The organism is Pseudomonas sp. 09C 129 (genome assembly GCF_002843625.1).
GTDB classification, from domain to species: domain Bacteria; phylum Pseudomonadota; class Gammaproteobacteria; order Pseudomonadales; family Pseudomonadaceae; genus Aquipseudomonas; species Aquipseudomonas chlororaphis.
Map to the genome: position 1 here is coordinate 3,184,371 of NZ_CP025261.1, position 12,999 is coordinate 3,197,369.

Here is a 12,999-nt window from a genome sequence, read left to right on the forward strand (position 1 = left end):
GGGTGGTGTGGGTATGAAGATTGTACCCCATCATCTGCTCTTTCAATCCGATCTGGTAGTAGATGCGATTTATGAAAGCAGTGGGGATGGTCAGATAGGTGGTGAGCCAATCTCCAAGATCCTTCCTGGTTCAGGGAATATGGGTGGATTCAGAGTTTCAGGACGTGGCGAACGTAAGAATTGGGTCGTTCTATTCTCCACTGGTGAGGATCGTGATTGGCCAGATACGCTCGACCTGAACACAGGGAGGTTCGTTTACTACGGTGATAACAAAACACCAGGGCATGAGTTACACGATACTCGAGCAGGGGGTAACAAGGTTCTTCGTGCCGCATTCACCAGACTTCATAACGATGCAGACTCGCGTGTCGATGTTTCACCGTTCTTCGTTTTCAAAAAGATGCCCACGGAAAATGGGGCACGATCGGTGCAGTTCAAAGGGCTTGCTGTGCCTGGATATGCAGGGCTTTCGGCTACAGAGGATCTAGTCGCTGTTTGGAAGTCTTCGAATGGACAGCGATTTCAGAACTACCGAGCGACTTTCACGATTTTGGATGTTCCGGTCGTATCCAGAGCCTGGATTGCCGATCTCGCTTTGGGAAAAGCTCTCAGTTTGAATGCTCCGAGTGCCTGGTGTGACTGGGTGAAGACTGGAAGATACCGAGCTCTGACTGCCGAGCCGACGACGGTCATCCGCTCAATTGTGCAGCAAACTCCAGACACGCCTTTGAAGAGAGAGATCTTGCGGTGCGTTTGGTTGCACTTCAAAGAGTCGCCTATCGCATTCGAAGGATTCGCTGCACGTCTCTATGGGATGCTGGATGCCAGGGTGGTAATCGATGAAGTCACGCGAGCTGCAGTGGATGGTGAGCGCGATGCGGTAGGGCGATATCTTCTGGGCTTGTCAGATGATCCTGTCTTTGCCGAGTTTTCTCTCGAGGCCAAGTGCTATCGACCTCCTGCAGTGGGTGAGACACCTACCACAGTGGGAGTGAAAGAAGTCTCTCGGCTGATCTCGCGTATCCGCCACCGACAGTTCGGTGTGTTGGTCACTACCTCTGTCGTCGCTCGGCAAGCATACGAAGAGGTTCGAGAGGATCGGCACCCGATTGTCTTCATCGCAGGTCGAGATATCTCAGAAATATTGATCGCCAATGGTTTCAATACCGTAGAGCGTATATCTAATTTGCTGCAGAACGAATTCAGTGTGGGGTGAAGGTTGAGCATGGAAGAGAGGCAGCAAAGTGCTAGCCCAGAGGCTTGGATAGTCGTCGATCGTGGCTTGGTGCATGACGCTCGTTTGGCCGACAAGGTCGTCTATCTGAAGGGGAGTCATCCCGCGTTGCGCGAGGGGGGCTGGGTACTGGTTCTGAACCCAGCCGGTGGCATCGTGCGTGTCGGTCATGTCTTGCGTATCCGAGTCGATGCTGAAGGCACTTGGCTGTTCTTCGACAAGGCCAAGATGACAGAGCCTGTGGTAGGGATCGGTAGTACCGGTTTGCTGCCTCCGACCGCTGGCAGTGTCGTACGTGCACCCTGGACAGATTTCGCAGAGGCTATCCCTCGTGCGCTGGGTATCACTCTTGCCGACATTCCGCTGATCGAGAACGAGGCTTATGTTCGCGAGCTTTTACAGTTCGCGATCATGGACGACCTTCTAGGGCCAGCCGGTGGGCCGGAGGAGCTCATCGTCGATATGAGCGTTCGCGATCGGTACCTCGTCGGTAAGCTTGCGCCGATGGAGAACGCCGAACGCGGTGAGGATGTGGCTCCCCCGGAAAAGAACGAGGAAGACGAGCCTGCTGATCTCCAGCCGAAGGCACAGTCGAGCAAAGTCGACTCTCCCCAAAAAACGGGTGGTGGAGACTCCGAAGCCGAGGAGGAGGTGGATACTGCTTCGAACCAGTCGCTCGCACCGTCGAGTTTGGGCTTCACTTTTTGCGTAGATGGCGATGCGGAAAGTCTTGAGGTGGTAGTGAGTTGGGGGCGCTATGAGCGCTTCAACTCCGATGATCCGGCTCATGCCAAGGTGGTCAAGAAGGTGGTCCGTGACGCCGAAGGCCGGGTGATAAAGACTACCGAGCAAGTTCTCAAAGCCAAAGTCTGGCGACGCAAGCCCTCCGGTGGAACCTTCCAGCTGGCGCTGAAGGATGGAGTGATCTCTCCGGTCACCCCTGATTCTGCCTGCCCAGAAGTGATCATCCAGGGTACGGTGCGTTCACCCAACGAGAAGGGTGAACGATTGATCACTCTGTTCCTGGTGAATGGCCAAACGGAGCCTGATGAGAATCGCGATACCGCTTGGGTGTTCCAGCCGGAAATCCTCGTACGAGCCAATGACAAAAATTCGCTGAAAGATATATTCCGCCGCCGCCCAGCATTGGAAGCCGATGCTGGCGCTGCGGACGATGACGATTTACGCGAGCGCTTGGCGCTCGAGATGATCTATCGCGATCGGGTCGAGTTCGCAGTAGGGCACGGCGTTGCAGTGCATGCAGTGTCTGGTCCAGATGTGGCAAGGGCGATAGAGCTGCGCACTGCGGTGATGCCGCAATACGAAGTGCCGGTCACCGAAACACCGGGTTTGGATCCGCAGGATCGGCCAGCGATGCGCAGATTGGTCGACGAAGGTCTGCTGGATATGAAGCGACTGGCAGAGCTGGAGAAAGACCAACTCGTCGCTGCACTCGGGATACTGACCGAGGACTATGCAGCATGGATCAAGGATCAGCGTGCACGCACTGATAGGGATGTGGCTGGCTATGCGCAGCAAGCCGATGAGGCGCTGAGCCACTGTGAGTCGATCCTGATTCGTCTGCGTGAGGGTGTGGAGTTATTGGCTGCGGATGACAAGGCCTTGGCGGCTTTCCGTTTCGCTAACCGAGCGATGGCGATCCAGCGGGTGCATAGCGCGTTCGCCTTGCAGCGTCGTCGCGGGCGCACTGTCGAGCTAGCGGAGTTCGATGTACCGAAGAACCGCTCTTGGCGTCCCTTCCAGTTGGCTTTCCTGCTGCTGTCCGTTCCTGGGCTGACCGATCCTAAGCATACGGATCGCACTCAGCCTCTGCAGGCCTATGCAGATTTGCTCTGGTTTCCCACTGGTGGTGGTAAGACTGAGGCCTACCTGGGGGTGGCTGCATTTACAATGGCGATCCGCCGCCTACAAGGAAATTTGGGGGGCTACGATTCGTCTCGCGGGCTGGCGGTGATCATGCGCTACACCCTGCGGTTGCTGACTTTGCAGCAGTTCCAGCGGGCTACCGCGTTGATCTGTGCGATGGAACATATTCGTCGGGAAGCATTGTCGGCAGGTGATAAGTCACTTGGTGAGAGCGCATTCACCATCGGCCTTTGGGTCGGTAACAAGGTAACGCCTGGCACTACCGAGGATAGCCATAAGTTCATCGAGGCCATTCGTACCCCAGGGCGAAACCCCACCGGAATGGCTTCGCCGGCGCAGCTAACAGGTTGCCCATGGTGCGGAACCGAGATCGACCCGAAGAGGGATATTGAGGTCGACAAGATATCAGGGCGTACGACGATCTATTGCGGCGACAAGCTGAGCACCTGTGACTTCTCTCGTGGTCGTTCGAGCAAGCAGGTACACCCTGGTTTACCGGTGATGGTCGTGGACGAGGAGATTTACCATCGGCCGCCGTCGATGATGATCGCCACGGTGGACAAGTTCGCCATGATGGCGTGGCGTGGGCAGGTACGGAACCTCTTCGGCCGGGTATCGAAGGAGTGTTCCCGCCATGGATTGCTTTGGCCTGGCTCGGATTGCAATACCGGTCATAGGGCTGTTGCTGGTAGGGCTGCTGCTTCGGTCAAGGCTATTTCTCCGGTGCGGCCTCCGGATCTTATCATCCAGGACGAGTTCCACCTGATCAGCGGTCCCTTGGGAACCATGGTGGGTCTCTACGAGAGCACGGTCGATGAGCTGTGCACGTGGCAGTTCGATGGCGATGCTATCCGGCCGAAGGTGATCGCCTCCACCGCTACCGTTCGCAAGGCGCAGCAGCAGGTCAACAACGTCTTCATGCGTCAGGTCTCGGTGTTCCCGCCCCATGGCTTAGATGTCGAGGACAACTTCTTCTCGGTGCAGCGGCCCATCGAGCAAAAGTCAGGACGGCGTTATCTGGGAATCTGCTCTCCGGGAAGCTCACGGCCGGCGATGTTGATCCGTGTCTACACGGCAGCGCTGACTGCCGCTCAAGCATTATTCGATCGATTCGGCAAGGCTGCCGATCCTTACATGACCATGGTGGGCTACTTCAACTCGTTGCGAGAGCTGGGAGGCATGAAGCGTCTAGCCGAGGACGATGTGCAGACCCGTGCGTACCGTGTCCAAATGAGCATGGTGCAGCGGCCAGGTCTGGCCCAGCGCAGCGTCATGAATATCCGTGAACTGACTTCCCGGGTTTCCAACCAGGACATCCCCAAGTATCTCGATCAGCTCGAAGTGATGTTCAAGTCCGAATGGGATCCCGAGCTAGGTAGGTACGTGACCAAGTGGGAGGAGGGCGATGCACGTGCCATCGACATCGTTTTGGCGACCAACATGCTGTCGGTCGGCGTCGACGTCAATCGGTTGGGCATCATGGCCGTCAACGGTCAGCCGAAGGGAACGGCAGAATACATTCAGGCAACCAGTCGTGTCGGCCGACAATTCCCTGGGTTGGTCTGTACCGTACTGACATGGGCTCGCCCACGCGATCTCTCGCACTACGAGACCTTCGAGCATTACCACGCGACGTTCTACAAACACGTCGAGGCGCAATCGGTCACTCCGTTCTCGCCGCGCGCGATGGACCGAGGTCTGACCGGGGCGATGCTGTCGCTGATCCGTGCCAAGAGCGATGAGTTCGCTCCGAACGAGGGGGCGCAGAGTCTCAAGCAGCCTAATCAGGTGGAAATGCTGGATGCGATGAAGGTACTCGAAACGCGTGCCGACAACATCGCGGAGGCCCCTGCGAAGAAGCTCGCTAGCGGCATGCTCAAGCAGCGGGCGGATCAGTGGGTGAATGAGGTGATGCAGGGTAATCGTATCTTGGCGTATGAGAAGCGCGGGCCAGACAAGGACAGGACGGCACCATTGATCAAGTCACCTGGGGTGCAGGCTTGGGATAACTGGACTGTCCCTATGTCGATGCGTGAGGTCGAGCCAGGTGTTCGTTTGATCATGAACTCGGCGAAGATCAACGACGATATTCAGTGGAAGCCTCGCCCAGCAACGGCTGATAAGGATCAATGAAGATGGCTAACGAAAAAACTCACGTTGGTTCGGTACGGCCAAGTCAGTTGCTGTGGACCTATGGTCCGGGTGCTCTCGTCGATTTGCCGAATCTGTCGGTCGTGACGTCCGGTATCGATGTCTGGGAAAAAGATCGTTGCCATCCAGTAATCGAAAATCGTTTGCTCGCTGCTGTGCAGAAAGCGTTGGGGCCCCAGGTGGAGTCGCTGCGTATGCCTCCGATGGTCAAGACTGAGTCACTCGATCCTTTCTCTGCAGAGGCTAATGTGGGGGTTCCAGTCAGACCTTTTCCTCGCTGGTTGCGTTGCGTGAAGTGCGGCATGTTGTCCACTTATGACAGTAACTTATTCGCTCTCAAGGAAAATAGGTATCGCGCTGAAGCCACTCGTTTTGTTCACAAAGATTGTATGGGGTCTAGGAAGGATCAACCGGCCAAGGATGCAGATGCGGTTCCCGCGCGTTTCCTTTTGGCTTGCAAGAATGGTCATCTTGACGACTTCCCTTGGCAGTGGTTCGTCCACAGTGGTCCCAGCGATTGCAAAGGTACTCTGCGTTTCTTCGAAAGCGGCGCATCCCTGCAGACCGAGAACCTCTGGGTCAAATGCGACGCTTGCAGTGCGGCTCGCAATATGGCCCATGCGTTCGGACAGCTAGGCAAGGAAAACCTGCCTGGGTGCCGTGGAAGGCACCCTCATCTGGATCAGTTCGAGCCGGACTGCGATGCCGAGCCGCGAGCGGTGCTGTTGGGGGCTACCAATAGCTGGTTTCCGGTCTCCTTGTCTGCGTTGGCGATACCCCAGGCAAAGGATGGACTGGCGCAGTTGATAGAAGATGGTTGGAAATTCCTTGGGAACTTGAACTCTTTTGAGCTGGTGGCGCCGACAGTTGACGTGCTTAAGACGGCAGGTTTATTGCCTGGGATCGACCAGTATTCCGCAGAAGCCATTTGGGCTGGTATCGAGGCTCATCGTTCTGGAGATGGCGAGAGTGTCACCGAGGCTGACATCAAAGGCCCGGAGTGGCGGGTGCTGATCGACCCGGTGCCTGTGAATGACTATCCGCACTTCTTGTCCGAAGCGGTGGCTGTTCCCGATGGTTTTCAAGGCAAAATCTCCAGGGTGTTGCTGCTGAAGCGCCTTCGCGAAGTGAACGCTTTGCTCGGCTTCACGCGAGTCGAGGCGCCCGACGACTCCGGTGGAAGTGGGGCTGGACCGATCCAGGCACCACTGTCACGTGCAAAGCCCGATTGGGTTCCCGCTAACCAGGTGCACGGTGAGGGCATCTTCATTCAGTTCGACGAGCAGTCGATAGCGGTGTGGGAGCAGGGGGCTGACGTTCAGGCCGCCGATGCGAGTCTGCGCGGTGGGCACAAAGGTTGGCGGAACTCCCGCCGTCTCTGTCCTCCGGAAGATGGCTATCCAGGTGCTCGTTACGTGATGCTGCACACTCTGGCGCATCTGCTGATCCGGGAGTTGGCGTTGGAGTGCGGATACAACGCGGCCAGCATCAGAGAGCGAATCTATGCCGAGGTGAATGAGGATGGTAGCCAGTGCGGCTTCATCATCTACACGGCCGCGGCTGACTCCGATGGTACCTTGGGTGGATTGGTCGAGCTGGGCAAACCCGAGAATTTGGAACGCCTACTGGTTCAGGCTTTGCGGCGTGCACGCATTTGCTCCTCCGATCCCCTGTGCGCGGAGCATGATCCCCGGAAAGACCGTAGTTTGCATACCGCGGCGTGCCATGCCTGTTCCTTCGTCGCAGAGACATCGTGCGAGCGTGGCAACCGGTATCTCGACCGGGCGATGGTCGTGCCGACTTTTGAGAATGCCAAAGCGGCATTCTTCTCGGATGTTTGAGATGCGAGAGCTACTGGCAGCGGTGTCCGAGTTGGTTTCCATAGTCTCCTATGACCGCGTAGCGGCTTTGGCGGCGAAGGTCAGAGGAATGCAAGTCGCGAAGGCAGGAGAACTGAGGGCGGGATCACTGTCCGCGAAGGCCGACAACGCGCTCAAGGGGCTGGTCGGAGCCTGGAAGGCGTCGACCCTCAGTGGCGAGACGCTGGCTGCAATGCTTCTGGCCGCTGCGCATGCGTTTCGTCATGCGGAGAGTCGACAGAGGGTCGAGCTGGTGTGGACTGGGCCGACGACCGAACTCGTTCCTGCTCGGCGAACCGAGCAGGCTTTGATACAGGTGATCGATGCCGCTCAGCAACGGTTGTTCATCACCAGTTACGTCGCGTATGACATTGAGTCGATCGCCAGGGCTCTGAAGTCGGCGGCAGAGCGTGGCGTGAAGATCGAGTTTCTGATGGAGCTCTCGAGCGCTCAGGGTGGCAAGGTCAGCGTCGACCCTATCGGTAACCTGAAGAAGATCGTCCCCGATGCGCTTTTCTACGTCTGGAAAGACAAAGGTGCTGCCTTCGTCAATGGCAGCGTGCACGCGAAGGTCGCGGTGGCGGATGGAGCATATTGCTTCATCACCAGTGCCAACCTGACTGGATACGCGATGGGCCAGAACATGGAGGCTGGGGTCTTGATCTCGGGCGATCCACTGCCAGAGCAGCTTCACCGACATCTGGAAGCCTTGGCGATGACGGGGGTGATCGTTACGACCGACGATTGAACGTCGGGGGAGGGGTAATGTCGCGTAGCGATATCATGCGTGCGGTCAAGCGTGCCCATACTGGGCCGGAGATCGTCGTTCGCCAAGCGTTGCATGCTTTGGGGCTCAGGTTCCGTCTGCATCGCCGAGATCTCCCGGGTTCACCGGACATAGTCCTGCCGCGATTTCGGACGGTGGTTTTCGTGCATGGGTGTTTCTGGCATCGACATCCTGGCTGCCGCTACGCGAGCACGCCGAAGAGCAGACAGGAGTATTGGCTTCCGAAGTTCAAGGCCAATGTCGAGCGGGATGCAAAAAAAGAAGCCCAACTGCGAGAGTTGGGCTGGCGTGTGCAGGTGATCTGGGGGTGTGAAACGAAGAGCAGAGAGACGCTGGAGACGCGCCTCAGGCTTGAATTCGATCTTCCGCTTGGCGAGTCGCCTCGTAGGCCCTGACGTGCTGCACTAGGCTTTCTCCGATCACTTCTCCCAGTCGCACCGGAACGGCGTTGCCGATCATGCGACCGACCGCTTTGAAGGTGATCCGCTCTGGCTCCATGAACACATAGTTCCTAGGGAATGACTGCAGGATCGCGGCTTCGCGCAGTGATAGAGCACGGGCCTGTTTGGGATGGCCGAAGCGACCGTTCCCGAAGCCATAGCAGAGGGTAGTCATCGTCGGGCTGGGGCGATCTGCACGCATGCGTCCGTAGACGCTCGGGTACGTCTTACCACTCTCCTTGCGATGGCATTTGGCGACCAGCTCTGGTGGCCAATCTTTCCAGGTTCCGCCTGGCTTGGAATGAATGATGCGCCGCATGTTGATTGGGGTGAGTGTCGCTGCCCGGTGAAGTGGGTCGTTCGGGTCACATTCTCCGGCCGCTAGGCTAGGGAGTGTGCCGATTACGTCTTCGACAGTGACTGGAGCGTTCAGATGCGTGGGGGGGATGATGCTTATGGGCATTCCTAGCCTGGAGGCGAGCAGTACATGTCGGCGGCGCTGTTGCGGCAGACCGTAGTCGACGCAGGCTACACGGTCATCCCATATCTCGTAGTTTTGATCCCTCAGGCTCTGTACGAAGTCGTGGTAAACCTCATGCTTAGTGACGTCAGGGACGTTTTCCATGGTTACCAGATGAGGTTCGGTTTCTTCGATGAGCCGGCTGAAGTGATAGAGCAGCGGCCACTTGCGATCGCTGCGGGTGTCTTTGCCTTGGTTGTAGGTCGAAAACGGCTGACAGGGGGCGCAACCGGCCAGTAGTCTGTATCGGTCTGGGCGATACCAGGCCAGCAGCTCTTCGGCTGTCACATCCTTAACGTCTTTGGTGACGAAGATGGCCTGGTTGTTCTCTTGGTAGGCGTACGCGCATTGCCCTTCGATGTCATATCCAGCATGCACGGTGATGCCGGTGTTGCGCATGCCTGCGGTAAGGCCACCAGCACCACAGAAAAGGTCAACTGCATCAATCATTGGGATAGGTCCTCCTAGCGAACCGTATTCTAGCTGGAATCGGCGTAAATATCGTGCACGATATTTGGTATAGCTATCAGCGTTACTACGGACGGAGAGGTAAGGGGAGTTTCGTTATGATACCTCTCAAGGATGCTGCTATCTGCTGAGTCATTTGCCCGGACGAATTCGAGATCACTAGCAGGTGGGTCAATTTTTGCTATATGCCTTACTTCTTGACCCCGGCGAGGGCGCAGTTGTGCTTTTGAACCAGATGAGGCTGGGTTGATTATCGTCAGTCGAAGCATTGGTCTCAAAGATTTAGCTTTTGATGGTCCTGAAGTTGGCGACCACTAATACGTCTCGCTTGAGAGGAATGGTTGTGAGCTTGTCCTGGATCAAACACTCATCTTTCTTAGTTATTTCATAGGGAACATGTTCTATGGATTCGAATCGATTGGATCTCGTTGATAAGCAGATAGGGCTAGTACTCGCTAAGAGACGAGGTCGATCGGATAACTGGTGTCTCAGACTATGGAGCCGCTTCATCAAGGCTAGAGATGGTAATCAGTGCGTTGTTTGCTATTCGACGAACCGTATCCAGGCACACCACATATTTCGTAAGTCGTTGTATCCGGCCGGCAGGTTTCAGCCGGGCAATGGCATAACGCTTTGTCACGAGTGTCATGAATTACAGCACTCTATATTCAATGGGCGACCAGATATAAATATGCCGGTGGATGCTGAGGGTGGTGATAATCTGGACGATGTTTTTTTCTACCTTGATTGCCTAATAAAGTCTGCAGATATGCAAGGGCTTGATCACAACGAGTTTTACTACATTGACGATCACATGCTGCTTTTTTTTACGCGCCTGCAGTGTTGCGAACACATATATACGTTTGTTCGGCTCGGGGAGTTCAGTAGGTTGAGTCTTGCTCGTGAGATTTGGAGGGTATCGCCACCTAATATGCTCTCTGCTTTGATACGAGCGAATCTCTAAGGATAAAGTCGAGTGATGAGTTTCACCGGATCCGCCATAGGTTCAGTAGACCTAAAAAGGCCGGCTTGTGACCGGCCTTTTTAGGTCCTAAGTCACACAGAGGACCTTGTCTCAATAATCACCAACATATCGTGCACATCCTGCAGCAGCAACCTGGCTAGATTGGTCACGGTACCAATGTCCTTGTCGTTAGAATCTCGTAACGTAGTACAGGTCATCAGATTCAGATAATTGAGCGTAGTGAGCAGGCGCTCACTAGCACACGCATGCAAATCCACCAACGGCGCATGGCTGTCAATAAACAGCACCGGCCCCTCGCTGGCAATTGGAGTCAGAGGGATAAAACGTTCGGATCGATCTTGAGTATTCATGGCGTCGTTTCTTCCAAAAAAATGAAAAATCGCCACCTGTTGCTGCGAATCAACTGGGTGGCAGCTGTACGCGGGTTCGCAGACCGAGGAAAGAAACAAACCCGGCAGACCCGGAGGTCTCCCACGCACAGCCGCCATAAACGAAACGCAGGCGGAGTTTGCCTGAGTTGTCATTGACTGTGTTGTTTGATTCTTTCTGTTGGGCTGCGAAACCCTGTCGCTGACCGGAATCAGCAGACCTGAAAACTATAGGTGTGGGGCGGATTCGGAACAACGGCAGGGCTGTAGGAAAGGTCTTGATTGCGGGTAGGGCAAGGCTGAGTCGTTGATCCTGCTGCAAAGGGGATGGTTGTAAAACGCCGTAGCGGTTACCGCAAGTCCAGGCCGTGGTGCCATTCAGTCGTTGAGGTGTATCTGGATAATCGGGGGGTGCCGGTTTGGGGGCGCTGCGCGCCCCATCGCAGCCTCGCGGGCTCGGCAGCGGCTACAGGGCGTAACCCTCTGCTCCTCCAAACAACTTTGCTATCCTGCACGCCTTTTACCCATAGCAAGGAGCGCAGGCATGACCCAGTCCGTTGGTGGCGGGAGGCGAGTAGGGGCATGGACGTGGGGTGGAGTGTCTCGCCTGGGGTATTTTCTATCCCGGTGGGCGCCGGCGCTGTTGGTGGGTTTGGCGCTGAGTGTGCCGACGGCCAGCGCCAACCCGGTCACCACTTATCGCGGCACGCTCGGCGATACGCCGGTGGAGCTGGCGCTGGTGTATGACTCGCAATATGGCGGCGGGATGTCCGGCTATTGGTTTAGCGGGGCCGAGCGTTTGCCGATGCCTTTGGAGCTCACGCCGTTTTGGCCGGACAGGGGGCTGTTGATCAATATCATGGATAACCCGACGTTGCCGGCGGCGGCTGTGTCGTTGCAGCCTTTTGCCGAGGGGGCCGAGGCGTTGCAGGGGGCCTTGGTCGATTTGCGTACGGGCGTACAGCAGCCGTTGCGGTTGCAGCGGGTGATGCGTTTTGGCGGGAGTCAGCGCGAGGCCTTTGACGGTGAGTTGTTGCAGCCGGCGGCCGACCAGCAGTTCTATTTCAGTGTGCATGCCGTGCGCAATGCCGGGGAGGACACGGGGCGGGTGGACACTATCCGGGTGCTGAGCCGGGCCACCGGCGAGGTGGTGCAGGAGGTGGGCGGGCAGTGGTGCCTGGCTCCGACCGGGACCCGCACCCTGACCTTCGAGCATTTCGATGCCGATTCCACCCTTGATTTCCAGGTGCAGGGCTACAGCTTGAACGGCCCGTACGGCAGTGCGCTGTGCGCGCCGACCCAGTATTACCTGTACCACCCACCGACCCAGGCGTATCTGCGCCATCCGCAGCTGGAGCAGTTGGCCGCCGAGGGCACGGTGCGCTTTGCCGGCGGGCAGATGGAGTTCAGCAAGCAGGACTTTATCAACTTCAGTGCGGGCACCCAGCGTAGGGACTATTACCGCGTGATCAGCCCTGACCGGCTGGAATTCATTCAGTCTCTCGAGGGGCGTTTCTGATGCGGCGGGTTAATGTTTTTCGTGGGTTGGCGGCGGTGTTGCTGGTGTTGTGGCTAGTGCCGGCGCAAGCGGCCCACGGGGTGTATCAGGGCACCTTGGGCAAGCAGGCCATTGTGCTGACGCTGGGCAGCCAGAATGCGCTGTACCAGGGGACCTATGCCTACCAGCGCTATCGCACGCCGATCCGCCTCAAGCCGACCTTCAGCTTCAGCAACAAGGTGCTGGCCATGGACGAGCTGGACGAGCAGGGGTTGCCGGTGGCGCGCTTGCAGTTCAACGACCTGATGGTCAGCCGCCAGAGCGAGCAGGTGCGCGGCAGTTGGACCAGCTATCGCACCGGCAAGACCTTGCCCATCAGCCTGAAGCTGGTGGCGCTGGTGGACTCGGACCGTTCGTGGCCGCAGCCGAACACCACGCTGTTGCAGAGTGCATCCAGCAAACGCTGGTATTTCCAGGTGCCGATGCAGGGCAATGACCAGCGGATAACGGCGATCGAGGTGGTGGACAAGGCCAGCGGCAAACCGCTGCAGACCCTGACGCTGGCGGCGCCGGGTTGTCTGTATCAAGGGGTGGATATGTTGCAGGTGCAGGCCGAGGGGGAGAGCCTGCGGCTCAGTTTGAGCGACTGCAGGTTGCCGGGGTTTCAGTGGAATGCGGGGAGTGGGCGGTTTGAGGCTTTGCCTTGAGCTGGTTTTGGTTTTGTCGATTGATCTTGGTGTTTAGTCAGACAGGCTGTGCTTGCAGGTTTGGCGACTGCTGCGCAGTCGGGCGCAGCCTCGCG

The 12,999-nt window shown here is 57.1% G+C and carries 10 protein-coding genes; 8 read left to right on the forward strand and 2 right to left on the reverse strand.

The features are described 5' to 3' along the window. Nucleotides 1-13 precede the first annotated feature (13 nt). From CXQ81_RS14440 to CXQ81_RS14460, 5 genes are all read left to right on the forward strand, one after another. On the forward strand, nucleotides 14-1,216 hold the full coding sequence (locus tag CXQ81_RS14440; protein ID WP_101337582.1) for a restriction endonuclease: 1,203 nt from the start codon (nucleotides 14-16) through the stop codon (nucleotides 1,214-1,216). 84 nt (nucleotides 1,217-1,300) lie between these two features. Then, nucleotides 1,301-5,254, forward strand: a complete 3,954-nt coding sequence (drmA, locus tag CXQ81_RS14445) for a DISARM system helicase DrmA (RefSeq protein WP_256593474.1) — start codon at nucleotides 1,301-1,303, stop codon at nucleotides 5,252-5,254. A 2-nt stretch (nucleotides 5,255-5,256) separates the two neighbouring features. After that, nucleotides 5,257-7,113 carry a DUF1998 domain-containing protein gene (gene drmB / locus CXQ81_RS14450; RefSeq protein ID WP_101337584.1) on the forward strand — a complete coding sequence of 619 codons (1,857 nt, stop codon included), beginning with the start codon at nucleotides 5,257-5,259 and terminating at the stop codon, nucleotides 7,111-7,113. A gap of 1 nt (nucleotide 7,114) precedes the next feature. After that, the gene (gene drmC, locus CXQ81_RS14455; protein WP_101339415.1) at nucleotides 7,115-7,879 is read left to right on the forward strand and encodes a DISARM system phospholipase D-like protein DrmC; all 765 of its coding nucleotides are present in this window, start codon (nucleotides 7,115-7,117) and stop codon (nucleotides 7,877-7,879) included. Nucleotides 7,880-7,896: 17 nt separating this feature from the next. After that, nucleotides 7,897-8,313, forward strand: a complete 417-nt coding sequence (locus CXQ81_RS14460) for a very short patch repair endonuclease (protein WP_101337585.1) — start codon at nucleotides 7,897-7,899, stop codon at nucleotides 8,311-8,313. Here the strand turns inward: CXQ81_RS14460 and CXQ81_RS14465 are convergent. Next, nucleotides 8,264-9,334, reverse strand: a complete 1,071-nt coding sequence (locus CXQ81_RS14465; protein ID WP_101337586.1) for a DNA cytosine methyltransferase — start codon at nucleotides 9,332-9,334, stop codon at nucleotides 8,264-8,266. The two genes, CXQ81_RS14460 and CXQ81_RS14465, sit on opposite strands and share 50 nt — an antisense overlap. A gap of 415 nt (nucleotides 9,335-9,749) precedes the next feature. Here CXQ81_RS14465 and CXQ81_RS31755 point away from each other — a divergent pair, with 415 nt between their 5' ends. After that, entirely contained in the window at nucleotides 9,750-10,310 is a 561-nt protein-coding gene (locus CXQ81_RS31755; RefSeq protein ID WP_371860888.1) for an HNH endonuclease, read from the forward strand. A gap of 92 nt (nucleotides 10,311-10,402) precedes the next feature. On the opposite strand, the gene CXQ81_RS14475 is transcribed toward CXQ81_RS31755, so the two are convergent. Beyond that, on the reverse strand, nucleotides 10,403-10,681 hold the full coding sequence (locus tag CXQ81_RS14475) for a fructose-bisphosphate aldolase (RefSeq protein WP_101337588.1): 279 nt from the start codon (nucleotides 10,679-10,681) through the stop codon (nucleotides 10,403-10,405). Nucleotides 10,682-11,243: 562 nt separating this feature from the next. On the opposite strand from CXQ81_RS14475, the gene CXQ81_RS14480 reads away from it, so the two are divergent. Further along, nucleotides 11,244-12,218: a hypothetical protein gene (locus CXQ81_RS14480; protein ID WP_101337589.1), complete on the forward strand. Its 975-nt coding sequence runs from the start codon at nucleotides 11,244-11,246 to the stop codon at nucleotides 12,216-12,218. Continuing rightward, nucleotides 12,218-12,904, forward strand: a complete 687-nt coding sequence (locus CXQ81_RS14485; RefSeq protein WP_101337590.1) for a hypothetical protein — start codon at nucleotides 12,218-12,220, stop codon at nucleotides 12,902-12,904. Before CXQ81_RS14480 ends, CXQ81_RS14485 begins: the two co-directional genes overlap by 1 nt. The last annotated feature ends 95 nt before the right edge of the window (nucleotides 12,905-12,999 follow it).